At 53.2% G+C, this 26,330-nt stretch carries 22 protein-coding genes; 4 read left to right on the top strand and 18 right to left on the bottom strand.

All coding sequences use genetic code 11. The features are described from left to right. Positions 1–198: 198 nt before the first annotated feature. From ACZ6J2_RS06210 to ACZ6J2_RS06140, 15 genes are all read right to left on the bottom strand, one after another. A complete protein-coding gene (locus tag ACZ6J2_RS06210; RefSeq protein ID WP_096150706.1) occupies positions 199–954 on the bottom strand; it encodes a DUF6708 domain-containing protein in 756 nt (251 codons plus the stop codon). A gap of 44 nt (positions 955–998) precedes the next feature. Next, a complete protein-coding gene (locus ACZ6J2_RS06205; RefSeq protein WP_471725194.1) occupies positions 999–1,787 on the bottom strand; it encodes a DUF6708 domain-containing protein in 789 nt (262 codons plus the stop codon). 44 nt (positions 1,788–1,831) lie between these two features. Then, the gene (locus tag ACZ6J2_RS06200; protein ID WP_471725193.1) at positions 1,832–2,641 is read right to left on the bottom strand and encodes a DUF6708 domain-containing protein; all 810 of its coding nucleotides are present in this window, start codon (positions 2,639–2,641) and stop codon (positions 1,832–1,834) included. Between the two features lie 44 nt (positions 2,642–2,685). Next, a complete protein-coding gene (locus ACZ6J2_RS06195; RefSeq protein ID WP_471725192.1) occupies positions 2,686–3,477 on the bottom strand; it encodes a DUF6708 domain-containing protein in 792 nt (263 codons plus the stop codon). A gap of 20 nt (positions 3,478–3,497) precedes the next feature. Further along, positions 3,498–6,572 carry a T6SS effector BTH_I2691 family protein gene (locus tag ACZ6J2_RS06190; protein ID WP_471725191.1) on the bottom strand — a complete coding sequence of 1,025 codons (3,075 nt, stop codon included), beginning with the start codon at positions 6,570–6,572 and terminating at the stop codon, positions 3,498–3,500. Continuing rightward, positions 6,572–7,468, bottom strand: coding sequence for a hypothetical protein (locus tag ACZ6J2_RS06185; RefSeq protein ID WP_471725190.1), 897 nt, complete (start codon positions 7,466–7,468; stop codon positions 6,572–6,574). The genes ACZ6J2_RS06190 and ACZ6J2_RS06185 overlap by 1 nt, the downstream gene beginning before the upstream one ends. Beyond that, a complete protein-coding gene (locus tag ACZ6J2_RS06180; protein WP_471725189.1) occupies positions 7,468–9,810 on the bottom strand; it encodes a type VI secretion system Vgr family protein in 2,343 nt (780 codons plus the stop codon). The genes ACZ6J2_RS06185 and ACZ6J2_RS06180 overlap by 1 nt, the downstream gene beginning before the upstream one ends. Then, a complete protein-coding gene (tssH, locus tag ACZ6J2_RS06175; RefSeq protein ID WP_471725188.1) occupies positions 9,800–12,460 on the bottom strand; it encodes a type VI secretion system ATPase TssH in 2,661 nt (886 codons plus the stop codon). The genes ACZ6J2_RS06180 and tssH overlap by 11 nt, the downstream gene beginning before the upstream one ends. 158 nt (positions 12,461–12,618) lie before the next feature. Further along, a complete protein-coding gene (gene hcp, locus ACZ6J2_RS06170) occupies positions 12,619–13,110 on the bottom strand; it encodes a type VI secretion system effector Hcp (protein WP_023325816.1) in 492 nt (163 codons plus the stop codon). Between the two features lie 5 nt (positions 13,111–13,115). Further along, positions 13,116–14,822 carry an OmpA family protein gene (locus ACZ6J2_RS06165; protein ID WP_471725187.1) on the bottom strand — a complete coding sequence of 569 codons (1,707 nt, stop codon included), beginning with the start codon at positions 14,820–14,822 and terminating at the stop codon, positions 13,116–13,118. Further along, positions 14,819–15,508 (bottom strand): type VI secretion system protein TssL, short form, encoded by a 690-nt coding sequence (tssL, locus tag ACZ6J2_RS06160; protein WP_471725186.1) that lies wholly within the window; start codon positions 15,506–15,508, stop codon positions 14,819–14,821. The genes ACZ6J2_RS06165 and tssL overlap by 4 nt, the downstream gene beginning before the upstream one ends. Next, positions 15,505–16,845, bottom strand: a complete 1,341-nt coding sequence (gene tssK, locus ACZ6J2_RS06155) for a type VI secretion system baseplate subunit TssK (protein WP_471725185.1) — start codon at positions 16,843–16,845, stop codon at positions 15,505–15,507. Before tssK ends, tssL begins: the two co-directional genes overlap by 4 nt. A gap of 17 nt (positions 16,846–16,862) precedes the next feature. Further along, the gene (gene tssC / locus ACZ6J2_RS06150; RefSeq protein WP_033146134.1) at positions 16,863–18,407 is read right to left on the bottom strand and encodes a type VI secretion system contractile sheath large subunit; all 1,545 of its coding nucleotides are present in this window, start codon (positions 18,405–18,407) and stop codon (positions 16,863–16,865) included. Between the two features lie 32 nt (positions 18,408–18,439). Beyond that, positions 18,440–18,937 (bottom strand): type VI secretion system contractile sheath small subunit, encoded by a 498-nt coding sequence (gene tssB, locus ACZ6J2_RS06145; protein ID WP_471725184.1) that lies wholly within the window; start codon positions 18,935–18,937, stop codon positions 18,440–18,442. Positions 18,938–19,567: 630 nt separating this feature from the next. Beyond that, positions 19,568–19,708, bottom strand: a complete 141-nt coding sequence (locus tag ACZ6J2_RS06140) for a hypothetical protein (protein ID WP_162531704.1) — start codon at positions 19,706–19,708, stop codon at positions 19,568–19,570. A gap of 12 nt (positions 19,709–19,720) precedes the next feature. Between ACZ6J2_RS06140 and lpxP the strand changes: the two genes are divergently transcribed. Both lpxP and ypdK read left to right on the top strand, forming a co-directional pair. Further along, positions 19,721–20,641 carry a kdo(2)-lipid IV(A) palmitoleoyltransferase gene (lpxP, locus tag ACZ6J2_RS06135; protein WP_471725360.1) on the top strand — a complete coding sequence of 307 codons (921 nt, stop codon included), beginning with the start codon at positions 19,721–19,723 and terminating at the stop codon, positions 20,639–20,641. Between the two features lie 357 nt (positions 20,642–20,998). Next, on the top strand, positions 20,999–21,070 hold the full coding sequence (gene ypdK / locus ACZ6J2_RS06130) for a membrane protein YpdK (protein ID WP_099458937.1): 72 nt from the start codon (positions 20,999–21,001) through the stop codon (positions 21,068–21,070). Positions 21,071–21,122: 52 nt separating this feature from the next. Here the strand turns inward: ypdK and alaC are convergent, their stop codons facing one another. Further along, on the bottom strand, positions 21,123–22,361 hold the full coding sequence (gene alaC / locus ACZ6J2_RS06125) for an alanine transaminase (RefSeq protein ID WP_023308710.1): 1,239 nt from the start codon (positions 22,359–22,361) through the stop codon (positions 21,123–21,125). A gap of 18 nt (positions 22,362–22,379) precedes the next feature. After that, positions 22,380–22,649 (bottom strand): hypothetical protein, encoded by a 270-nt coding sequence (locus tag ACZ6J2_RS06120; RefSeq protein WP_219940052.1) that lies wholly within the window; start codon positions 22,647–22,649, stop codon positions 22,380–22,382. Between the two features lie 98 nt (positions 22,650–22,747). On the opposite strand from ACZ6J2_RS06120, the gene ACZ6J2_RS06115 reads away from it, so the two are divergent. Both ACZ6J2_RS06115 and ACZ6J2_RS06110 read left to right on the top strand, forming a co-directional pair. Further along, positions 22,748–24,454 (top strand): LytS/YhcK type 5TM receptor domain-containing protein, encoded by a 1,707-nt coding sequence (locus ACZ6J2_RS06115; protein ID WP_471725183.1) that lies wholly within the window; start codon positions 22,748–22,750, stop codon positions 24,452–24,454. Positions 24,455–24,457: 3 nt separating this feature from the next. Next, positions 24,458–25,183 (top strand): LytR/AlgR family response regulator transcription factor, encoded by a 726-nt coding sequence (locus ACZ6J2_RS06110; RefSeq protein ID WP_471725181.1) that lies wholly within the window; start codon positions 24,458–24,460, stop codon positions 25,181–25,183. A gap of 35 nt (positions 25,184–25,218) precedes the next feature. Here ACZ6J2_RS06110 and glk read toward each other — a convergent pair whose 3' ends face one another. Next, positions 25,219–26,184, bottom strand: a complete 966-nt coding sequence (gene glk / locus ACZ6J2_RS06105) for a glucokinase (protein ID WP_023308713.1) — start codon at positions 26,182–26,184, stop codon at positions 25,219–25,221. Between the last annotated feature and the right edge of the window lie 146 nt (positions 26,185–26,330).

Below are 26,330 nucleotides of genomic sequence, written 5' to 3'. Positions count from 1 at the left end.
CTAAAATGACATGAAAAAGTGACACCACTTTTCAACTAGTATTTCGCAGGCCAATATAAAGTTAAGCTATTGATGAGCGAACTAACCCTGGCTACGATTTATCAAAAGTGTGTAGTACCATAATGCGGCTTCCTTGTCGGGTTAGCGGGCCAGTTGAGTATTGAGTTTCAGTCTATTGCCCCCGGTTGGTTTTATCCGCTACGGCTTGATTGTGTCCTGCGGGGCAGTCGTGGATTCTCGCTCCATATCTTCTGGCCATTTTTCTGCCTTACGCGGTCGCCAGAAATCCGGACGGCCCTTAAATCTCGGCTCCGGCAAATCGGATTCGCCTTTCATATAGATGCACAGATAGCTCCAGATTTGGTTGAGCTGCTCCCGCTCTTCCCACTCTTTTGCCAGCAGAAAACGATCCACTACGTTGTAAGTCCCCGGTTCACAAATCGCTCCGTATAAGTGATATCCTCTGTCACCGCCTACTCCAGAGAACATAATTTCCCCATACACATCTGCCCAGTTGTACACTTTGATGGACACTGGCCAGTTCAGCCAAGGCAGTCGCGAACGGTTGTAATTAAACAGGTAGAGTTTTTGGCGCTTGCGGTTCAACCTAAGCGGTTGATCACGTGGAACAACATAAGACATTTTCAGCACAAATACGACCATTGGAATAAAAGCAGCCAAACCAATAACAACTAATATATAAAAACTCATTAGGAAAAACATTGTGATAAAAACAAGCGCTATTCCCGATAGTAAAATAGCTATTGGCAGCATCATCCACCACGACACCTCTGTACTGTATCGCGGCACCTCCAGGTAAATATCATTCCGCGTTGTCATGCAACGCAACTGAGGTGGTACAAGCTGAGGCTCGTGGCTTTCAGGCATATCCTCCCGCCAGCAGCTGATCGGCGGATTCAGTCTGGGCTGTGATTCAATATTAAGTAGTGGCATTGTGTCGCGTCCTTAACGAATTAACTGTCCAGTTGAGTAATCGGTTACAGGCTATTATTCAGGCGGATTTTATCAGTCCAGGATTGCATAGTTTCAGTTGGAGCTGTGGTTGACTCGCGTTCCATTTCATCAGGCCATTTATCTGCCTTACGTGGTCGCCAGAAATCCGGACGGCCCTTAAATCTCGGCTCCGGAAAATCGGATTCGCCTTTCATATAGATGCACAGATAGCTCCAGATTTGGTTGAGCTGCTCCCGCTCCTCCCATTCTCTTGCCAACAGAAAACGATCCACAACATTATAAGTACCTGGCTCGCAAACCGCACCATACAAGCGGTATCCCCGGTCCCCTGACGTAGGTGAAAAACTGATTTCCCCGTAAATATCTTCCCAGTTGTACACCCTGATGGAGACTGGCCAGTTCAGCCATGGAAGGCGCGACCGGTTATAGTCGTAAATATAAATTTTTTGCCGTTTACGGTTCAGACGAAGAGGCTGGTTACGGGGAGTAACGAAATACATTTTCAAGCAAAAAAGAAGAAGTGAGAAAAATACAACTAATGTTACGATTATAAGATATATATTCTGTATCAAAATAGAAATCGTTAACATAAAAACCATTAACCCAAAGGTTAAAATCGCGCTCCCGAGCATTCCCCACCAGATCACCTCCGTACCATAGCGTGGCACTTCCAGATAGGTATCGTTCCTTGTTGTCAACCAACGCAGTTGTGGAGGCACTAACTGCGGCTCGTGGTTTTCAGGCATATCTTCCCGCCAGCAGCTGATCGGCGGATTCAGTCTTGGCTGTGATTCAATAGTAAGTAGTGGCATTGTGTCGCATCCTTAACGAATTAACTGTCCAGTTGAGTGATCAGTTACAGGCTATTATTCAGGCGGATTTTATCAGTCCAGGATTGCAGAGTTTCAGTTGGAGCTGTGGTTGACTCGCGTTCCATTTCATCAGGCCACTTATCTGCCTTACGCGGTCGCCAGAAATCCGGACGACCTTTAAATCTCGGCTCCGGTAAATCGGATTCGCCTTTCATATAGATGCACAGATAGCTCCAGATTTGGTTGAGCTGCTCCCGCTCCTCCCATTCTCTTGCCAACAGAAAACGATCCACAACATTATAAGTACCTGGCTCGCAAATCGCACCATACAAACGATATCCCCTGTCTCCCGGCGTAGGGGAAAAGCTGATTTCGCCATAAACATCTCCCCAGTTATACACCCTGATGGAGACTGGCCAGTTAAGCCATGGAAGGCGCGACCGGTTATAGTCGAAGATATATATTTTTTGCCGTTTACGGTTCAGACGAATAGGCTGGTTACGGGGAGCAATAAAATATATTTTAAACTCTAAAAATGCTAAGAAAGAAAATACAACAAGTGACACTAATCCCATAATTCCAAAAGCATAACTCCCGCTTTTGGCCTGTAAAACAAGGGAAAACACCAACGTACCAATATCTAAAACGCACATTAAAACTGCACTAAATAACACCCCCCGCCAGATAATTTCCGTGCCAAAGCGCGGCACTTCCAGATAAATATCATTTCGTGTTGATAACCAACGCAGTTGGGGAGGCACTAACTGCGGTTCGTGGTTTTCAGGCATATCTTCCCGCCAGCAGCTGATCGGCGGATTCAGTCTGGGCTGTGATTCAATATTAAGTAGTGGCATTGTGTCGCGTCCTTAACGAATTAACTGTCCAGTTGAGTGATCGGTTACAGGCTATTATGCAGGCGGATTTTATCAGTCCAGGATTGCAGAGTTTCAGTTGGAGCTGTGGTTGACTCGCGTTCCATTTCATCAGGCCACTTATCTGCCTTACGCGGTCGCCAGAAATCCGGACGGCCCTTAAATCTCGGCTCCGGCAAATCGGATTCGCCTTTCATATAGATGCACAGATAGCTCCAGATTTGGTTGAGCTGCTCCCGCTCCTCCCATTCTCTTGCCAACAGAAAACGATCTACAACATTATAAGTACCTGGCTCACAAACCGCACCATACAGACGGTATCCCCGGTCTCCTGGCGTAGGGGAAAAAATTATTTCGCCGTAAACATCCTCCCAGTTGTACACCCTGATGGAGACTGGCCAGTTAAGCCATGGAAGGCGTGAATGATTGTAGTTAAATATATAAATTTTTTGCCGTTTACGGTTAAAGCGGAGAGGTAGGTTACGAGGAACAACAAAATACATTTTAACAAAAAAGGATATCATTGAGGAAAATATAAAGAAGCCGATAGATGCAAAAAGATAAAAACACATCGACAAGCAGAGAATAACAAAGAAAATCATTACTCCGAAAATTAAAACTGCTGTAAAGAGCATTCCCCACCAAATGACTTCTGTACTGTAACGCGGGACTTCCAGGTAAGTATCGTTCTGTGTTGTCAACCAACGAAGTTGGGGAGGCACTAACTGCGGCTCGTGGTTTTCAGGCATATCTTCCCGCCAGCAGCTGACTGGAGGATTTAATCTCGGTTGGGGTTCTTCAAAAGTGAGCAGTGGCATAAATTGACATCCTTATTGAATTAGATGTCCAGTTGGGTGGTCAACTGTAAACTATAATCCTGCTGAGTTTTATCCGGCCAGTAGGTGACCGTCAACTCAGCGCCGGTGAAACGGGACAGGTTCAACGGGAATTCACCATCCAATTGCAGCCCCTGCGGTTTTCCTTCAGCGACCAGCCAGCTGGCGTTCAGAGAGGTTGCAGATATTGCCTTTGTCATCACGGCGGGTACCATAGGCGTCAATTCTCCTCGACCAATCTGCTGGGCCGCTGTTTCATAGCTCTGCGGTTCTGGTGTTTTTAGTCCTGTTAGCTTTGCAACCGATCCACTGCGGGCCAGCACCTGATGTGACCCACCACCCGTAGCGGTCAGTTCCACCAGCCAGTCGGATCCCGTAGGGCTACAGTCGGCAAGGATAACCCGAGCCGCCATCATCCGGTTGCCCAGCAATCGAGTGTTGTTCGTCATATCGGCGAACCAATCACCTACAAGTTGGGCAGACACGCCGCTGGCAATGACATTCAGCGCCTTCATGGCTTCGCGCATATCAGAGAGGCTCTCCTTATGCCACACAACCTCACTCTCATCACACTCGTCGCGGTTACCAAAGCAGGTATGTGTCAACCAGCGTTCCAGCGGTGAACGGGTATAAGCGTTGCCAATCGTCATCAACGTTACAGCCACGACACCCAGCGCGATGCACCAGCCAACTGGACCAAGTAAAAGAGCGGTTTCACTAAATAAGGCAAAATTACCAACGATACTAGATGAAAACCCAACACCACCGGCAATAAGCGTAGATATAGCTGCAAACCCATAAAACAATGCAGCCATTGTGTCACCTGATTCAATTAATGCCCAAGTTTTCATCCCTAGAGCTATTCCATCAACAATACCCGCCAATCCTCCAATAATCCCAGCCCCTCTGATCAACAGATCTCCCTTATTAAATAAGTTCAGCACCGCCGAGCCCTGGCCCAGTATTTCAACCCCGCAGGCTAGCGCAATCAGCGAGCCCGAGGTCATGGACATTTGCGCCTGCGTATCACCCGGCATCGCCGTTTTCAGGGCTTCAATATTATTGAAGGTGGTATTAATCAATATTCCGGCCAGGATCAACCCCAGCAGGCCACTCTGGAAATCGGTCGATATTGTGGCCTGGTAGCGGCCTATGCCGCGCATCTCTGCCGGGCCCAGCGCGATTTCACCGCGAGTTAATGAGTTATCAATCACATCCGGTGTCAGCATGGTAATGCCGGATAATTTCCCCTGATTGCTCAGCGGAGCCGTCAGGCGAACCTGGATTCTTTGCTCCAGCACGACCGGGTCGGTAACCTGTAACCAGTGCCCAACACGCGTTGAACGCATTGCTCCGCCAGCCTCTTCGGTCTGCATAGTCAGGGGCGATTTCCCATGAACATCAAGCTGGGTGCGCAAAAGATTCTGATAATCCCGGATGGTCATTTCCCCGGTAAAAACGGTTACAACCGGGCTGCCTTCCGCCACATACGCCACCCCCTGCAACGTCCTTAACACACCGCCTTTAGCTGATTCAGACAGCAGGCTCCACAGACCGCTGTACGCCCCGCCAATCGCACTGACCAGGCTCGCAGCTAATTGCTGGTACGCTTTATTGTTAACAAAAGCGCTGGCCTCTTTGCTGTTCAGCACTGCTTTCAGGTTCGAATAGGTCAGCGATCCATTGAACACTTCTGTTGAAAAATCATGCTTATTGCGCAGCAAAGCCATCAGCGGTGGGCTCATTGGATCTGCCAGCCAGCCTGCCCACTGCGGTTTTTTGCCCCCTTGTTGGATCTTTTCAGTATCGCACCCGGCCAGGCTACCCTGGAGACAAGCGGTAATGGTTCGCAGTTGGAAGTGCCAGCTGATTACGCTGGTTTCCGGCGAGTAGTCGTTATTCAGAAGCACCAGCCACAGCGCAGAGGTATACAGATTGTCGAGATCCTGCCAGATAGCTGCCATCTGTTGCTTATAACCGTCCACGGTTGACTGCCAACTGCTGGCAAAAGCCGCACGCGCAGGCTCGTCGTAGTATTCCTCCATGCGGCCCAGAGCTTTTCGTAACTCAATAGCAACCGCACTTTCACGGCTGACGGAATACGAAGTGCTGTAACCCGGCGTGGAGAATCCCTGAATCTTCGGATCGTTTTCAGTCTGCTTTGTTGTGGATGCCCGTAGCTGCACAATCGCATCTGAAATGGTTTTCTGGTGAATGTTGCTCTTTTCAGACGTGAACGTGGCAAGCGCCTGAACCACATCCAGGCGACCGTGGTTAATTTCCTCCACCACGCCCATGACGTCATCCAGTACGATGGCTTTTACAGGAGCGCCATACTGCTGTTGCAGCTGAGCAATATGGTTCCCCAGGGCGGTTTGTTTGCTCTTTTCCATTCGCGGATGAAAGCCATGGGCCCCGTCAGGGTCGGCATCTTTGCCGACGACGGAAGGGAAAGATTCCGTCGCAAACTCCAGCGCGTTGCTTTTGAGCGCAGACAAAGAGGGATCGAGTGTCAGGCTCCGGCTTGCTCCTTCTATCGTCGCTTTTCCATCAGAGACGGTAACCTGCGTAAAACGTGTAGCAGGACGCTTTCCACTTTTATATTCATCCAGGACCGTTTTACACCATGGATCGCTGCTAAATCCGACCATCGCCTGCGAGTAGTTAGGATCAATATTGATGAAGCTTGCCAGCACATCATGGTTTTGCGTCAGGCATGCCGGGCTCAATGAATCCACTGTTTCGCTTTCCGGCATCTCGTAGGCATTGAACTGACGTAAAAAGCCTTCGGCGGTGACCTGGTAGGCCTGCCAGACTGATTTGTCCAGCAGGACATAAACATAGCCCTGACGCAATGTGCGAAGGGCATATTTAAACTCCCCCCCTGTTAGCTCAATATCCTGGGGAGGAACCGCAGGTTGCCAACCGGTATTTACCAGAGGCTGTGGAATTGCGGCCACGCGCAGAGGATAAATGGCAACGCCCTCGCGTTTACAGGCTTTACAACCTGACGGAACAACTGCTGCCTGCTGACTTGCTTCGGCGTTACTGCCTGCCTTATCTCGCGTACCCATCATTAAATTATTCCTTCCACTTTCGGCTCAGGCGAGCGCTGTTCCTGCCAGACTGCGTCCGGGAGCGTTTTCATAAGTTGCGTGAGATGCAAATCTGGGTTACTGGCCACTTTTTGCAGGAGCGCCTTCATTTCATCGTGTATGGTCACGCTGGCTGGTAACGTCAGCGAATTAAGTACGAGAAAAATCCGATCGCTCAGATGGTTAAGCCCAACCTTGCCCGATCCAGCCCAGGCTTTTGCTGCCTGTCGGGCAGCGTCTGTCGGTAGAGGTCCTGAGGTAAGACCCCACGCAGAAAGCAGACGCCAGATATCACGATAGTTATCCAGTGCCTGTTCAGTCCCCCATTTTAGTTGCCATTCCTTACTGTTTACTGCACCTGACAAGACCGTCCGTTCTCCTGTAGCAGAAAGGAATATCCAGCGACCGATGGGTGCCAGCAACGTGGACAACTGAGCGGGATCTGCCGTGCTCCGTAACAGCTCAAGGCGCAGGGGTTCAAACACTGGCACAATTGCGCCCGGTCTAATTTTTTTACACAACTCTGCAAGCCAGGTCGCCATTTCTTGAGGATCTAATGAAGCGCTCATCCAGCCGCAAACATAGCGTTTCTCATACAGGACTTCACCGAGAGCATATTCTTCACTCTCTTCAATTAACCTTTCATCGCAATTTTCGCCAGGCGAAGCCAGCAGCACTAACAATGGACAGTGCTCCGGTGACCATGCCAGGTCTGGACGCAGTACCCGCTGCAAGAAATTAGAACCTTTCCCCTCTTTCAGGCAATCAGGATGCAAGGGATTCCATGACATTACTGGCTTCAATGGGTCGATTAACAAATACCGGTATTCATCCTGTCTTGCATTCAGGCATTCCGCTATCGTCGCAATACTCTTCATCAGCGGGCGCTCTCCACACAGGTTGCTTCAGGTGGTAATTCAGGCTGCACCGGACTGAAGCTTTGAGGGGCCAGTTGGTTGATACTGGCGCATTTGGCATTCACATCACCCGGAGCCAAAATCGTGATCCCCGACGGCTCAATCACCACCGCCGTTTTGCCACAGCTCAGCGTCAGTTTTTTACTGGCCTGGATATAAACCTCATCACCCTTGCTGATAATTTTCATGGCCTTCAGGGAGGTCAGTGCCATTTCATCCCCCTGAGCCTGAATATCCACCTTGCCTTTATTAGCGTAGATTTTGATGCCCAGCGTTTTGGCAAACAGACTGATGATCTCGCCTGCCGCAACGGTGAATTTTTTGAAGACGCTAAAGTCACTGTTCTCGCCGGAGGTCTGAATAAAGTTCTGTCCGCTGCTGATTTGAATACTTTGCGGTGATGCCTGAGCTATCCCGCCCGGGGCGCTCATCAGCAACGCGGACTGCTGCAGATCCTTGATAGAGGATTCCAGCAATGTTTTTTGTGCCTGGATCTGCGCGAGTTCAGCCTGTGCAGTGGCTACAGCATCGCTCAGTGACTTCGCTAACTGCTGCGCCTGATTGAGTGTCCCCAGCGCCGCATCCATCGCCAGAACCTGTCCCTGACCTTTGATTTGTGCATCGGCGGTGATGAAAATACCCTGCTGTGCACGAATAGCACCCCAGCTGTCCGTCCTGAGCTCAAACCCCTCCCCGCGCTGCTGTTTCTCGCTGTCGACCAGATGCCCGAGATTCAGCTGGCTCTTGCCGCCGTACTCGGTGCTGACCTTGATATGCTCTTTTCCGCGCTCGTCATCGAGGCGGATTTTGTTGTTTGCCGGGGTCCGCAGGACGTTACGCTTGTAGTTCTGGATGGTGACGTGGTCGCCGTGGGCCGAGTCGTGCAGCACGCCGGAGATGTACGGCCTGTCCGGATTGCCGTCCTCAAAGCCAATCGCCACTTCGGTGCCCGCCAGCAGAGGCAGGTGCAGGCCGTAGGTGTCGCCGGCATACGGGCGGGACTGGCGCACCCACAGGCTCTCGAACCCGGTCTCCCAGCTGTCCCTGTCAAACAGCATGCTGACGCGGTAGCGGCCGTCTTTATCGATATGGCCGTAGGTGTCGTTCTCAGTGGTGCTCGTGACACGTGCCGGCAGCGTCCCGGCCATCACCGGACGTGAGCCGGGCTCAGGGCGGAAGCTGAAATCCGGGCTGTCCGGAATGCCGTCAAAACGAAGGCTAAAGTCTTCATCCCTCCGCGCGTGGGTCTGCATCGCCGTGATGACCACGCCATGCGCAAACACGTCAGCCACTTCATACCCGCCGGTGACTTTCAGCAGCATCCCCGGAGAGAGCGCCGGACTGCTGGTGATGGCCCGGGTCTGCGTCTGGCCATTCAGGTAACGCTCATGCCGGATGCGGGCATAAAACGCACCGGACTCGGGCGCCGGATTGAGGTCATACGCGCTGCCCGGCGTCAGATAATTATCGGCATAGTGGTACGCTTCCCCGTACGTGGTCGCGTCCCCCCGGGTGACGTCAACCAGAGTATTCATGTTTTCCGTGGCCTGACGGTAGTTGTATTCGCGGGTGCTGACCTGCTTCTGCACCACGCTGTGATGGCTTTCCATCCCCCACACCGAGTCCACACCCTGCGAGTGCTGCCCGGACGGCGGCACCGACGGCAGGCTCAGGCCTTTCTCGTAACCCTGCTGGCTGTCGTAAAACTCCACCACATCAATATTCAGGCGCGTGTCGGTGGTGAAGCGAAACCAGATGCCCACTTCGCCCAGCAGGCGGGTGATGAAGTGCAGATCGTCCTCGCCGTACTGCATCACCTGCTCACGGCGCGGATACTCTTTTGTGAGCGAGAACAGAAAATCCTGACCGCGCATGCCGTGACGCTCGCGCAGGATTTTTTCCACAATTTGCGGGACCGACATGTCCTGGTAAATGGCGTTCTGGTGCGAACGGTCAAGCAGCACCAGACGCGGTTGCAGCGTCAGGGCGTAATGCGTTTCATCTTTTGAGGTGCCAAGGCGTTCAAAACCGGTCACCACCCCCTGAATCACCCGCAGCGGCTGCTGGATTTTGATGCCGTAGCCCTGGTCAACCGGGGCCTGCAGCGTCAGCGAGCCGGGCTTCATCAGCATCATCTCTTTGCTGATGCCGTGGTCGCGGCTGGTGAACTCAACACGGTAGCTGAACGGTCGGCTCAGGGCTTCGTCGCCAACAAAAGCCAGCACATCGGGTTCGGCTTCACAGCCTTTCACCACGAGCAGGTGGTGGTTGTGGCTGTATCTGATCGGAGGATTAGTGCTCATACGTTACCCCCTGATTCCATTCAAATTCCAGGCCGATCCCTTCTTCATCATCCCAGCCAAGGCGTAACGACGCTGGTTTCTGTTTTGCGGCCATGTGGGTGAGCAATTGCTGACTCAGCACCGGCAGAATTTGTTGATTCAGCAGACTGTCAACGTTACGCGCCCCCGTATCCGGCAGCAAGCAGGCTGTGGTCAGCGCGTCATAGAGACTCTCGTCAATTTGCGTGGTCAGCCCGTAGTGGCGGTGCAAGCGCTTGCTGACCTGTGACAGTTTCATTTCCACAATGGTACGCATGGCTGCTTCAGCCAGCGGACGGTAAATCACCGTCTGGAAGCGGGCGAGTAACGCGGGCTGGAAATGATCGCGCAGGATTGGGCGCAGCAGTTCGTGTAGGTCTGCTTCCGTGGCTTCCGGGTTGTCATCCAGCAACTGCATCAGGTGGTCGCTGCCGAGGTTGGAGGTCATCAGAATAACGGTGTTGCGGAAGTCGATTTCACGCCCTTCGCCGTCGCGCATAAAGCCGCGATCAAACACCTGATAAAAAAGGTTCATCACGTCGCGGTGGGCTTTTTCCACTTCATCCAGCAGCACCACGCTGTACGGACGCTTGCGCACAGCTTCGGTGAGGATACCGCCCTGGCCGTAACCCACGTAGCCCGGCGGAGAGCCTTTCAGCTGGGAAACCGTGTGCGGTTCCTGGTATTCAGAAAGGTTAATCGTAATGAGTGACTTCTCGCCGCCGTACATGACATCGGCCAGCGCAAGCGCGGTTTCGGTTTTCCCCACCCCGCTCGGTCCCACCAGCAGGAATACGCCCAACGGACCGTTCTCGGACGTAAGGCCTGTTTTTGCCGCACGCAGACGCCGGGCGATAGCCTCAAGCGCCACATCCTGCCCAACCACACGTTTACCGATTTCATTTTCCAGAGTCAGCAGTTCGGTCTGCTCGTCCTTCATCAGTGATGACAACGGCACGCCTGTCCAGTCGGCAATCACGTTGGCAACGGTGCGGACATCCACATCCAGGGAGAGCAGCGGGTTGCTGCGCTGCATCTCGTTAAGCTCCTGTTGCAGCCTGTGAGTCTCACGCTGGCGTGATATATCCTGACGGCTTTCGCGTAGCTGCTCGGTGAGTTTTATCTCCTGACCGTACTGGGTTTCCAGTTCGTCGAGTGTCACTATCTGGCGCACCTCTTCCTGCTCAATCTCGCTTAAACGCTCGGCATGACACTGATTGCCAATGGCGATATCTTCCAGTAACGCCTGCTTCTCCATGTCGAGCGCAGCGATACTCGCGCGAAGTCGGGTTAGCTGTTCCGGTACGGTGTCGAGGCTCATACGCACGCGTGCGGCAGCGGTGTCCAGCAGATCGACCGCTTTATCAGGAAGCTGACGCCCGGTCAGATAACGACGTGAAAGAGTAACTGCCGCACGAACCGCATCGTCGGTGATATGCACATTGTGGTGTTCGGCATAGCGGGATTTCAGGCCACGGAGCATCAGGCAGGCAGTGTCATCGTCAGGCTCATCCACTTTTACCATCTGGAAACGACGTTCCAGGGCGGCGTCACGCTCGAAGTATTGTTTGTATTCAGACCAGGTGGTGGCCGCAATAGTACGCAGTTCGCCACGCGCCAGCGCCGGTTTCAGCAGGTTGGCCGCATCTGCACCACCCGCCTGATTACCTGCGCCAATGATGGTATGCGCTTCATCAATAAAAAGCAGAACAGGTACAGGCGATTGCTGCACCGCGTCGATGACGTTTTTCAGACGCTGTTCGAACTCACCTTTCACGCCCGCGCCAGCCTGCAGCAGGCCCAGGTCAAGGGTGCGGAGAGTGACCGTTTTGAGGGATTCCGGCACATTACCCTCGGTTATACGCAACGCCAGACCTTCAACCAGTGCAGTTTTCCCCACGCCCGGCTCGCCGACCAGGATCGGATTGTTTTTACGGCGGCGGGAAAGGATGTCCACCATCTGGCGGATTTCTGTGTCGCGGCCAAACACAGGATCGATCTTCCCTTCCTTCGCTTTGGCAGTGACATCGAGGGTGAATTTATCCAGTGCGTTCTGCAGCGCAGGGCTCAGTTCCCCCTCTTTCATTTCCACACCAGCCGGACGCCCGACAAATTCCACCTCACCACCGTGGCTCTGCGCCAGTTCTGCTTCGCGCTGCATTTCCAGACGTTCATCCGATTGTGCATCCAGCAAAGGCCGCAGGCGCTCCAGCTGGCTTTGAGCAAGCGTTAACAACGGCCAAAGGCCGTCACAACGCGCCAGTTTTGGTTTTTCCACCAGGGCCATCAGCAGATGGACGCTGCGAATGTGCTCTTCGCTGTTAAGGGAGGCAATCATCCAGGCTTCCTGCATCAGCGTCTGAATGGCATCAGACAGCTGGGGGCGATGGCGCACGGAGCGAGGTTGCCTGTCGAGCCAGCCAAGCAAATCCTGCCAGATGCCATCCATATCCCATTCATAGCGACGCGCCAACACCGTCAGGTCACCTTCCCCCTGCTCCAGCAGTTTTAGCAGCCAGTGCTCCGGCAAAATTTCCGCATGGGCGCGGGTCTGGCAGAGCGACGCCGCGCCTTCCATCGCACGGGCACAGTAAGGGTTCAGACGACGTAACAGGATGGCTGGATTTTCCATGAGATTCTCTCTTTGTCGGTTCCTGGGCACGCTACCGCCCCTCGCTGTTCACCAAAGCGCATAAGGTCAGGCAGGCAGATTGTTTTTTCTTTGCTGAGTGCCCGCATCTCAGGCATTCAGCAAAAAACTGCGGACAGGAAAACCTGCCCGCATCAGGATTACGCCGTGGCGCGTTCGTTCCAGGAGTCGGAATGAATGATGTTGCCGTCTTTGTAGGTCCAGGTGATTTTTTCGTAACGCAGTTCAACGCGTTCAAGGTGGTTGTGCTTCTCTTTAGAAGGATCCTTGATGTCATACATTTCAGGATTCACTTTCACTACCTTCACGTTTTCCAGTTTGGTGTTGAAGTACTCCACTTCCTGGCCCGCGTCGTTGATTTTGTACCACTTGAACTCAGCGGATTTTAGGGTCTGACCCGTGGTCACCGCCTTGTACAGGTACGGGCTGGAGGAATCGATTTCCTTCGTGAACAGGAACGGCGTGTGGATGCGGGTGCCGGTCAGCTTGCCGGTATTGTTGTCGGTCGGGATGTACAGGTTATGCTCCTGTGCAACCACTTCGATGCTGCCTTCACGATCCTGAACGTCAACAGACCCTTTGATGTCCGCGCCGCCGTCGTCCTTCAGCCAAAGATAAACAGGAATTGCCATGTTAATTACTCCGTTTTATTTTCTGAGACGCCATCATCCTGCGATGGCGCCATGTGTTTGCCGGGTATCTGACAGGCACTTGCCTGCGGTACCAGACTGATTTCGACACGGCGGTTAAGCGCACGCCCTTCCGGGGTGTCGTTGGTTGCGACAGGGCGGCTTTCGCCATAGCCCTGCACCGCAAAACAGCTTTCCGGCACGTCTCCGGTGTCACGCATCCAGCTGCGCACCGCTTCGGCACGTTTCAGAGACAACGTCTGGTTTAGTTGCGGATTGCCGGTGTTATCGGTATGCCCTGACACGACAATCAGCCAGCCGGGCTTCGCCTTCACGCCGACCAGAGAATTCACCAGCATTTTGGTGGAACCCGCCTTCAGCTCGAACTTGCCGGAATCGAAAAGTGACATGCTGTCGAGCCTCACAATTTTCGGCACCGGTTTTGGGGTTGGCTGCGGTTTAGGAGGCGGCGGCATATACGAGCGGATCGCTTCCAGAAGGGGCATCCGTAGACGTTCCCCCTGATAAAGCCCCAGACCCAGTCGGGCCAGTACGCCGTTACGTGCATAGTCATCCAGCAGCGCCGCATTCTCACGAAGGGCCGCTACTGCGCTAGCCTTCGGGCCGTAGTCATCCATGGAGAGGCTGTCATAACGGGCTATATCGAAGCTCACGCGATGCAGCAGCTGGCGATTGTTCCAGCCACTGCTGAGCAGCGCGGCGATGGCCGCCAGGGTGAAAAGACCAAGGGCACAGCGCCAGGTGCGGGCCTGGGGAGTGAGTCCACTTCCCTCCGGTAGCAGCGGCAGGATGAAATCCGGAAAGGGTGAGATCACCGTACTGTCCGTCCCCCTGGGCTGCCAGCCGGTCACCTGCTGCATGGCAGTATGACGCGATAACCACGACGTCCAGGCTGATGATGCAAGGCTTCCGGCAAGAATCGGTCCCATTCCCCACAGCAGCGCTGCAGGTGCAATGGCCGGGACATCAGGATTATCATCGATGAATACCGCCTGGACATGCTGATGGAACCAGCTCATCAGGCTGTTCATCAGCACCTGCTGCTGCATCACAGGCGCACCGCCAGTGGAGACCCACGCGGCAATTGAACAAGGCGCACTCGACTCACGCCAGACAGTCCACCCTTCACCCGGCATTGCGGCCTGCCAGAGCATGTCATCCGTCATTGCGCTGCCGATCTGACCATTCAAAATCAATGGCACAGAATGTCCCGTTTCTTTACGCAACTGGCTGATTTGCCAGCGCAGAGCCAGCAGACGACTTGTCAGGGCTTCACTGTCAACGTGTTTCTGCGGGCAGACACTGACCATCACTGACATCTGACGTCCCCAGTCCGGACGCTGCCACAGTACCTGACGGGCAACCTGCTCCAGATCCTGATGATCCTCAACACGGATCCAGCATCCCTGCGTGACGATGAGTACTGATGACTGCTGCGGCCAGGTCAGCGGCAGATCGCCACAAACCAGCACCACGGGCTGACGGTAAGTGGCTTCAGGAAGGTCATCCAGAAGCAGGGTGACGTCATGCTCCGCACGAGGTTTGGTGATATACCAGAACACGAAGATAACCCCGAGCATAGCCAGCAGAACGAGCACTGAAGCCAGCCGGGATACCGGCAGAAAAGCCAGACAGACCACTGCACTCAGCAGGGCTGCCCACAGCGCAAGCCCGCGCTGTTGTGCAGGACTCATTTTATGGCTCCCGGCAGCAGGGTCAGCAGCATCTGATCGAGCCAACGATCCAGTCCCCACCAGAGCGCGGCAAGAACAATCACGCATAGTCCAATACGTGCAGGCCATGATGCGAGCCATCCGCCCATTCCCCACCCGGCTCGGCTTTCTGCCAGAACAGGGTGGGTCTGCGGATAGCTGAACGGCGCGACATGTTCACTGAGTGCGCTGACCAGCTTCTGGCGTTCAGGATCGTTCAGCGCGCGATAGCCCCCCAGGAATCCAAGCATCATTACCCGCTGGAAGCAGGTCAGTACGGCAATGTCTGGTGCTGGTTCGCGCAGCACATCGCGCATCCTGTCACACAGGGTGTCACCAGCGTCCATCGTGCCGAGGAAGTGTCCCTGCAGGGGAATGTCATACCACTGCACACAGGCGTCATCCTCCACACCTCGTCCTTTGACCGCCTCGTCAAGCAATGCACATTGTGCAGTGAGGATATGCTCACAGCTGGCTTCGTCGAGTTCACTCGCTTTCAGTTCGCGCTGAACGCGCTCCACGTCAGCGATACAGCGCTCCCACAAAATCCGACCTTCACCTTCCTGAAACTGCGGTCCATGGCGAAGGCTAATGACCTGCAGCCAGGTATCCTGCAGCAGTGCGTCAATATCAATAGATACGGCAGCGCCGTGTTTACGTTCACTCATGTTCTCAGTACCGCAAAGAGTTCAAGTTCAGGCTCGCCCAGCATGCCCGGGACGTAAAACATACACGTCCCACTCTGGAGCATCTCAGTCGCCAGAGGATGGGAGAGATCGAGACTGAAATACTGATTTTCCAGGCGCAGCGGAATGGCGGCTGGTACATGGCGCAATGGCATCAACGGCACGCCCACGCGGGAAGAGTTGACGATCCCCCGCACATGGTCAGGACTGCCCACCTTACACTGACGCGGGAACTGTTCCTGCAGTTGCGCTACTGGGATCGGCGAGCGCACAGAAAGATAGTAATCAGCCCCTTCGCGCAGGCGCGGGTCATGCAGTCGAGCCTGCCAGAAGTGCAGTCGTGGGTCATAGTCGAGTGACAGGGCCACCACGCGGGACGGCAAGCTGGCTTCAAGCAGATCGCCAAGCAAATCAAACAGCGGCGGAAACACCATATTGAGTTGCTCGTGGTGCCAGATCGGTATAGCGCTCACCTGATGTTCCAGAGAGAAGGTCAGCAGGCTCCCTGCCAGGCGAGAAAGTTCCGGATACAGACGCTCCGGCGGGCTTTGCAGGTTACGCTGGAACTGGCCAAGCACGGGCTCAGCGCTGTTCAGCGCGTTGAGCAGCCAGAACAGTGATACATCGGCCACGGCGAAGTCAGCCATACGCTCATTGCTTTCACGCCGCATCGCCATCAGACGGCACAGACGAGCCCGCAGTTGGGTCATGAGTTGTTCAAGCTGGGTAACCAGCCAACGGCTGCCCTGGAGAGTCAACAGTGGAGGAAGAAACGTCTCGTCTAATTGCCATGTACCCTGCGAGTCTTGCTGCAGTCGGGCGACCGGACAAATCAGGTAATCGCTGTTGTTCTGATGCGCAAAACGCAGGGTCAGTTCGGGCTGCATTACGGCAATCTGACGGGTATCATCTCCATAGGCATTGCGCACATCCCGCCAGCGCTGACGATATCGCACCGGACGCTCGGCCACTTCTTCGGGTTTGAGGCAGTTGCCGCCGTTCGACCGCAGTAGTGGGAGTGCCAGTACCACCGTCACCTCCTGCGATTCGCTTTCAAGCGACAGGACCGGAGGCGGAGTATCGGCATTATCTGTATCAATCAGCGTACCGTCCTGAAAACGGACATGCAGATGATGAGCCTGCAGACGTCCAAGCCTGAGAGCTTCCGGTTCGAAGGTGGCATTAATTACCCCCCATGGACAGGAGAGGCCCAGCCGGGCAATACATTCGGCAGACCAGGCCGCATACGCGACCTGTTGCTGAAAATGCTGGGGAGAGACCATAATGCCCCTACCCCATAACGGTTGTTCCGTTTTCATCGGCTTCCTGCCTGTTTTTACGATTTCGCTTTCGGCATCTGGGAAACCAGCGACAGATTGACGTCCATGCCCTCCACCTGGAAGTGCGGAACGGCGTACAGCTTCACGCGGAAGAAGCCCGGGTTGTCTTCGATGTCTTCCACTACCACCTTCGCGTCGCGCAGCGGGTGAGAAGCCTGCAACTCGTCGCCCGGGTCGGTCATTTCGGTCACCAGGCTGCGGACCCACGTGTTCAGCTCCAGTTCCAGCAGTCGGCGATCTTTGGTGGTACCGATGTTCTCGCGCTGAATCAGCTTCAGATAGTGGGCGATACGCGACAGCAGGAAGATGTACGGAAGACGGGCGTTGATGCGGCTGTTAGCCGTCGCATCAGCGGTGTCATACAGCGCCGGTTTCTGAGTTGAGTTGGCTGAGAAGAAGCACGCGTAGTCGCGGTTTTTGTAGTAGGACAAAGGAATGAATCCCAGATTCGCGAATTCGAATTCACGGGTTTCAGGAATCATCACTTCGCTCGGGATTTTTACCTGATTGCCGGTACCGAGATCGTACAGATGGATAGGCAGGTCCTGAACCGCACCACCAGCCTGCGGGCCACGGATTTGTACACACCAGCCATTATTGATAAAGCTGCGCACCATGTTGGACGCGAAGGCAAACGATGCATTGGTCCACAGGTATTTGTCGTGATCGGGACCTTTGACTTCTTCGACATAGTTGAAGCTGCGAACCGGAACGGTGTCCGGGCCATACGGCAAACGTCCCAATACGCGCGGCATGACCAGGCCGATGTAGCGAGCGTCATCAGTATCGCGGAACGATTTCCACTTGATGTACTCTGCGCGGTCAAAATAATTACCAATATCTTTAATCGCCGCGACGTCTTCCATGGACTCTTTAAGAAAGAATTTCGGGCCTGCTGAGCCGATAAACGGCATATGTGCAGCAGCGGATACTTTGGAGATGTTGCGAAGCAGAGCGACATCCTGCGCTGAAGCATCAAACTCGTAAGCGGAAATCAGTGCCGCAATCGGCTCGCCGCCTGGAGTATCATATTCATCAATGTAGGTGTGTTTATACAGACCACTCTGGATGATTTCCGGGGTATCTTCAAAGTCCTGCCGCAGGTCTTCTTTGGACATACTCAGAAGCTCAATTTTCACGTTCTGGCGAAAATCTGTTTTATCAATCAGTGATTTCACCCCACGCCACAGGCTTTCGACCGCCTGAAACTCGTCATGGTGCATAACCGCGTCCAGCTGGCGGCTGATCTGGTAATCGAGCTCAGCGATGTGATGATCGATAAGGCTTTTATCCAGTTTTTCGACCTTCGCGCCTGCTTTGGTCAGACATTCCAGAAAGACCTGCATACCTGCAGTCAGACGCTCATCAGCGGTTGCATCTGACATCGCCTGCGCATCTTGCCAGAGGTCTAACGCGCTCAACTCGGAGACAGGATTCAGATTGATTTTCTCAAACAGGGAGGCGTAAACCCCACCCGCAGCAGGACGTTCCAGCACCACGCTTTCACTACCGGCAATATTATTTTGTACAGACATGAGCATTCCTTGTTTAATCCGTTAAAACAGCGTGATGGTTACGATTTTCTTGATGCCAGTGCGGATAGTTCATTTCGCAGTTCAGCACTAAGAGACTGGTCCAGAAGGATTTTTTCCAGCTCTTTTCGGAAAGTCTGGTTATCCAGCAAATTGGCCTTCAGATCGCGAAGCAAGTTGCGCATCGCCAGCATCGCCTTCAGCTGCGGTATCTGAGCAGCCACCTGCTCTGGCGTGAAATCTTTCATGCTCTGGAAAGTCAGCTGAACATTGTCCTCACCACCATCATCAGAGAGCGTATTTTTAACGGTTAGATTAAGTTTTGGGGAGTATTCAGAAAGAACACTGTCGAAATTATTTTTCGTAATGTTAACTTTCTCACGCTCAGATATTTGAGCAGACTCTTGCCCATTACTGAAATCACCCGCAACCAGTAATTTCAGCGGTAATTCCATTTTCTTGCTTGCCCCGCCTGTATGCAGGTCAAGCTTCAGGTTAATACGTGCCTTAGGCACCTCATTCTGAAAACTGTCAGCCATCTCAACATCCCTCTTTGTTTTTGCTACGCCAACTTCACGGTATCGTTCTTGATGCGCAATATTAGAATAATGATCGATGCAAAATCAAATACACAGATCATTTATCCGCAATAAGAAATTTCTTAAGAATTTTCAACTACTATATTATTACGGATTATCCATTCAGCTCAGGGAAAGACACTGCTTTTTTCACGCAAAGCGAATATTTGTACCGTAAGAAGGATCGCAGCCAGAGAGATGCTAATAAAACCACCTTGTTTTGATTTGCATCACAGCATGATATTAAAAAAAGATGAAAGAGCGGCAACAGGTTATTGCGAACAGATAAAGGGCAGAGGTTAATGAATTAAAAAAGGCGACGAAATGATTGATGACATGAATAATATATAAGAATTTCACAAAGAAAATTCTTATATATTATTCGAAGGAAAATAAAATGTAGATGAAGGTCCGAAAATAAACACTGCTGCTCATTTGTCGGCCCACTCCTCCTTACTCTAAGCCTCAACTCTCCCCTCAGGCATGAAGAGTGCTCTCACCTCAGGAGTTTATACAGTGTAAAATCAAACACCTCCCGGATCGCCGCTTTTTTAATCAAAAACGAGTAATAGCACATATCGTATAACGGTGCTACATTACGCCGCCCGCCCAAATCAGCAGTGGCCAGGCAACGCCGCCGTAAAGTTCGGTAAAGCCTGCAACCATCACCTTGAAGAACGGTCTTATCGGCACGTCGTATCGCAAACTCTGCGCTACCTTTACAGGCTTCACATAGGTTCTACTATTTTGTCTCAATCCAAATTTCAACGTGCGTTTTTACACCCGCGTTACTGGTTTACATGGTTTGGCCTTGGCGTACTCTGGCTGCTGGTTCAACTTCCGTACCCTGTCCTGCGCTTGCTGGGGTCAAAACTGGGCAGCGCTTCCCGCGTTTTCCTGAAACGTCGCGAATCCATCGCGCGTAAAAATATTGAGCTTTGTTTTCCGCAGTACAATGCCGAAGAGCGTGAAAAACTCATCGCTGAAAACTTCAAGTCTATCGGCATGGCGCTGCTTGAAACCGGCATGGCATGGTTCTGGCCAGATGAACGTGTCCGCAAATGGTTTGACGTGGAAGGCCTGGATAACCTTAAACGCGCGCAGATGCAAAAACGCGGCGTGATGATCGTCGGCGTTCACTTTATGTCGCTGGAGCTGGGCGGCCGCGTGATGGGGCTTTGCCAGCCAATGATGGCAACCTACAGACCGCACAACAGTGCGCTTATGGAATGGGTGCAGACGCGAGGCCGTATGCGTTCCAATAAGGCGATGATCAGCCGTAATAACCTGCGCGGTATGGTCGGTGCTCTCAAGAAAGGAGAGGCCGTCTGGTTTGCACCCGATCAGGATTATGGACGCAAAGGCAGCAGCTTTGCGCCTTTCTTTGCGGTGAAAGACGTTGCGACGACTAACGGCACCTTTGTCATTTCGCGTCTGTCTGGTGCCTCTATGCTGACCGTGACGATGGTGAGAAAAGCAGATAAGTCAGGTTATCGTCTGCACATCTCCCCTGAAATGGCTAACTATCCGGAAAACGAGTGCGAAGCAGCAGCGTTTATCAATAAAGTCATCGAAACTGAAATCATGCGCGCGCCAGAGCAGTATCTGTGGATGCATCGTCGTTTCAAAACCCGCCCTCTTGGCGAAGCCTCGCTCTATATTTAGCCCTTCATGAAGGTTAGTTTCGCTAAGAAACTAACCTTTTCAATCACCTGTCTTCCCGCTGAGTAACTGTCTTTCAATGCGTCGCCCAAAGTGAATTTATTGCGAAGTGAAATCAAACTGTCGCCGTTCCACGACACTTGTAAGTGACGGAAATTATTTAAAAAAATCCCTCTTGTCACCCCTCATTTTTAAGCGTACATTAGCGCCGTCTGGCAACAGGAAAGCACAGAATTCTGAGCTGGAGTTAACGGCATAACGGGAAAATTCTCATTTCCGTTTTGACCGGATTTCAGTTCTCTATAATCAGGTGGACTCTGTTTTTAAATGCGTACCACAAGATACGCGGAGCGATGAAACGTGAAATATTTCTTTATGGGCATTTCGGTGATTGTTTTAGTCTGGGCCGGAACCTTTGCCCTGATGATCTAGTGAAGAACATGCAGTCAAAAAAACAGGAGCCATCGGCTCCTGTTTTTTTATGTCATGACGACGCGGGATGTTCAGCGACGCTCTTTGAGGTCAGAAGACCGTCGGCCCGGAACATACTCTTGATGCCCCTCACCGCCTGACGAATACGGTCGCTGTTTTCAATCAGGGCAAATCGCACATGGGTGTCGCCATAATCACCGAATCCAATGCCAGGCGAGACACACACCTTTGCATCCTGAAGCAGCTTTTTAGCAAACTCCAGCGATCCCATCGCCGCATAGGGCTCCGGAATTTTTGCCCAGACGTACATAGACGCCTTCGGCATTTCCACCATCCAGCCCGCTTCATGCAACCCTTTTACCAGCACGTCGCGGCGGCGCTTATACTGGGCGGCAATCTCGTGGACGCACTGCTGGTCGCCTTCCAGGGCAGCGATAGCGGCGACCTGCAGCGGCGTGAAGGTACCGTAGTCGTGGTAACTCTTAATGCGCGCCAGGGCACTCACCAGCGTTTTGTTACCCACCATAAAGCCAATACGCCAGCCCGCCATGTTGTAGCTTTTCGACAGGGTAAAGAACTCTACCGCCACATCACGCGCGCCCGGGACCTGCATAATCGACGGGGCTTTCCAGCCGTCATAGACGATATCTGCATAGGCTAAATCGTGAACCACCAGCACGTCATAACGCTTGGCCAGCGCGACAACTTTCTCGAAGAAATCAAGCTCCACGCACTGCGCCGTTGGGTTCGACGGGAAACCGAGGATCATCATCTTGGGTTTCGGATAGCTTTCGCGAATCGCACGTTCCAGTTCGTTAAAGAAATCGACACCTTCCACCAGCGGCACAGAACGGACCTGCGCCCCGGCAATCACCGCGCCGTAGATATGGATCGGGTAGCTTGGATTAGGCACCAGCACCGTGTCGCCATGATCCAGCGTGGCCAGCATCAGGTGTGCCAGCCCCTCTTTCGAGCCGATGGTGACAATCGCTTCGCTTTCCGGATCGATATCAACCTGATAGCGATCCTGATACCAGCGCGAGATCGCGCGACGTAACCTGGGAATACCGCGAGAGGTCGAGTAGCCGTGCGTATCCGGGCGCTGGGCAACCGTGCAGAGCTTTTCAACGATATGCGGTGGCGTTGGGCCGTCAGGGTTACCCATGCTGAAATCGATAATATCTTCGCCGCGCCGACGCGCAGCCATTTTCAGTTCAGCAGTGATATTGAAAACATAAGGGGGGAGACGATCGATACGCGTAAAACGGCGTTCAGGACTGAATTCAGCCATAGATTCCTCAGATTAACGTTAGCGCCCGGACCGTCCGAGCGACGCTGCCACCGATGTGGCATGATTAGAAAATAACCTGAAAAAAATCATGCTGTCGAGAGGGAAATGAAAAAAAAGCGCTCGACTAAAAACCGGAACCCCGCTGCGCCTAAAAGCGGAAGCCCCTGTTTCGGGAACGGCTGTCTGATAGCTGTTATTTAACAGGATGATATCAAACCAGTTACCTGACGATGCGCCGATAAGAAAAAAACAGGACGCCTCGGTCATCGCCAGATAATCCCCTTTCAAAATTATGGTTTTTCCTCATTTGATAAACCTGACGGATAGCTGGTCAATACGCGCCAGGTTTTTTATCATGGTTCTTTCCCGTTTTCCCAGGTTTACTCGTGCACGAAATATTCACTATGCTGCTGGCGGTTTTTGACCGTGCGGCATTAATGCTGATTTGCCTGTTCTTCCTCATTCGCATTCGCCTGTTTCGCGAGCTGCTGCACAAATCAGCCCACTCGCCAAAAGAGCTGCTGGCCGTTACCGCCATCTTTTCGCTGTTCGCCCTGTTCAGCACCTGGTCCGGCGTGCCGGTAGAGGGTTCGCTGGTTAACGTGCGCATTATCGCCGTCATGTCCGGCGGGATTTTGTTTGGTCCGTGGGTGGGCGTCATCACCGGTCTGATTGCCGGGACGCACCGCTATCTGATTGATATCGGTGGCGTAACGGCGGTGCCGTGCTTTATCACCAGCATTATCGCCGGGGTGCTTTCCGGCTGGATCAGCCGCAAAATCCCGAAAAAACAGCGCTGGCGCGCCGGGATCGTCGCAGGCATGGTGTGCGAAACGCTGACCATGATCCTGGTCGTCGTCTGGGCCCCCACCACCGCGCTGGGGCTGGATATCGTCTCGAAAATCGGTATTCCGATGATCCTGGGCAGCGTGTGCATCGGTTTTATCGTGCTGCTGGTGCAAAGCGTTGAAGGGGAAAAAGAGGCCAGCGCCGCCCGTCAGGCCAAGCTGGCGCTGGATATCGCCAACAAAACGCTGCCTCTCTTCCGCCACGTTAACGCGGAATCGTTGCGTCAGGTCTGCGAGATCATTCGCCATGACATCCACGCTGACGCCGTCGCCATCACCAATATTGACCACGTGCTGGCCTACGTTGGCGTCGGGGAGCACAACTATCGCGACAACGATGACACCATAAGCCCGACCACCAGACAGGCGATTAACTACGGTAAAATCATTATTAAAAACAATGATGAAGCCCACCGAACGCCGGAAATTCACTCGATGCTGGTCATCCCGCTGTGGGAGAAAGGCGTCGTGACGGGCACGCTGAAAATTTATTACTGCCACGCGCATCAGATCACCTCCACGCTGCAGGAGATGGCCATCGGCCTGTCGCAGATTATCTCCACCCAGCTTGAGGTTTCGCGGGCGGAACAGCTGCGCGAGATGGCAAATAAGGCAGAACTGCGCGCGCTGCAGAGTAAAATCAATCCCCATTTCCTGTTTAACGCGCTGAACGCTATCTCCTCGTCCATTCGCCTAAATCCGGACACCGCGCGCCAGCTGATTTTTAACCTGTCGCGCTATCTGCGCTACAACATAGAACTGAAAGATGACGAGCAGATCGACATCAAAAAAGAGCTTTATCAGATTAAGGACTACATCGCGATTGAGCAGGCGCGCTTTGGCGATAAGCTCACGGTCATTTACGATATTGATGAAGAGGTCAACTGCGTGATCCCGAGCCTGCTTATCCAGCCGCTGGTCGAAAACGCGATTGTTCACGGTATTCAGCCCTGTAAAGGCAAAGGCGTCGTCACCATCAGCGTCACCGAAAGCGGCAACCGGGTGCGGATTGCCGTGCGCGATACCGGCCACGGGATTGATCCAAAAGTCATTGAGCGCGTGGAGTCTAACGAGATGCCGGGGAATAAAATCGGTCTGCTGAACGTGCACCACCGGGTCAAGCTGCTTTACGGCGACGGGCTGCATATTCAACGTCTTGAGCCGGGTACCGAAATTGCTTTTTACGTCCCGAATGAGCGCTCTCTCGCGCATACGACCACATCACTGTTGCCCCAGGTGGACTAACCAATGAAAGTTATCATCGTAGAAGATGAATTCCTGGCTCAGCAGGAGCTCACCTGGCTTATCAAAACCCACAGCCAGATGGAGATTGTGGGTACGTTTGATGATGGTCTGGACGTGCTGAAATTTTTGCAGCATAACCGGGTCGACGCCATTTTCCTGGATATCAACATCCCGTCGCTGGATGGAGTATTGCTGGCGCAAAACATCAATCAGTTTGCCCATAAGCCGTTTATTGTGTTCGTTACCGCCTGGAAAGAGCACGCGGTAGAGGCCTTCGAGCTGGAGGCGTTTGACTATATTCTTAAGCCTTATCAGGAGTCGCGGATTGTCAGCATGCTGCAAAAGCTGGAGGCCGCCTGGCAGCAGCAAACCGCCCCCGCCAGCTCGACGGTACGCGAAAACGACACCATTAATCTGGTCAAAGACGAGCGCATCATCGTGACCCCGGTCAACGATATCTACTACGCCGAAGCGCACGAAAAGATGACGTTTGTCTATACCCGGCGGGAATCGTACGTGATGGCGATGAACATTACCGAATTCTGCAGCAAGCTCCCGGCTGCCCACTTTTTCCGCTGCCACCGGTCGTTTTGCGTGAATTTAAATAAGATCCGCGAGATCGAACCGTGGTTTAACAACACCTACATTTTGCGTCTGAAGGATCTGGATTTTCAGGTGCCGGTAAGCCGCAGCAAGGTAAAAGAGTTTCGTCAGCTGATGCACCTGTAAAGAAAAGGCCCTCTCCCGCGGGAGAGGGCTCTGCATCAGAGGATTTGACCGAGAACCTGACGCAGATGGGCCCCGGAACCCAGCAGTCCCGGGTTATCATGCACGATCAGATAAACCGGAATGTCCTGCACGTAGCTTCTGAAACGCCCTTTATCTTCAAACCCGCCGCGGAAGCCCGAGGCTTTAAAGAAGTCGAGGAAGCGCGGTACGATCCCGCCCGCGATATAGACCCCACCGAAGGTGCCCAGCGTCAGCGCCAGGTTGCCGCCGAAACGTCCCATGATCACGCAGAACAGCGACAGGGCACGACGACAGTCAATGCAGCTGTCCGCCAGCGCGCGTTCGGTGACGTCTTTCGGCTGCAGGTTTTCCGGCAGACGACCGTCTGATTTCACAATCGCCCGATACAAATTCACCAGCCCCGGTCCTGAAAGGACGCGCTCGGCGGAGACGTGGCCGATCTCAGCGCGTAACTCTTCGAGGATAATCCCCTCTTCTTCGCTGTTAGGCGCAAAGTCAACGTGGCCACCTTCACCCGGCAGGCTCACCCAGCGCTGAGCAACATGCACCAGATGCGACACGCCGAGGCCGGTACCGGCCCCATACACCGCAATCGGCTTGCCTTCGACCGGTTCAGCGCCGCCAAACTGGATCAGATGCTCTGGCTTCAGCATTGGGATCGCCATGGACACCGCGGTGAAGTCATTGATGATTTCAAGGTGCGAAAAACCGAGGTTTTTTTTCATCTCGGCGATGGAGAATGCCCAGGTATGGTTGGTCATTGCGACCCAGTCGCCGGTTATCGGGCAGGCAATCGCGATGCAGCCGTCTTCAACGCTCACCTGATGCTCTTCCAGATAGACGCGGACAACGGCCTCAAGGCTTGGATAATCCAGCCCGGAATAGGTTTTCGCCCGGGAAATCTCACCGCTACTAACATCGCACAATGCGAGGCGCGCGTTCGTGCCGCCCACATCGCCTACCAAAGCATACTTTGTCATTCTTCTACTGCTCCGCTAAAGTCAGAATAAATCTTTGGGACACTGTAAATTCAAGGCGTGATAACAACAACGGCCATAAGGTGAATGCCCATGGATTATCGATCTTCGTCACAGAATAACTTTACCGTTTCAGCACCTTTTGCACT

Source organism: Enterobacter sp. E14S (assembly GCF_055666685.1).
Note: the sequence above shows the minus strand (reverse complement) of the source record. Positions and strands in the feature narration are given on the sequence as shown.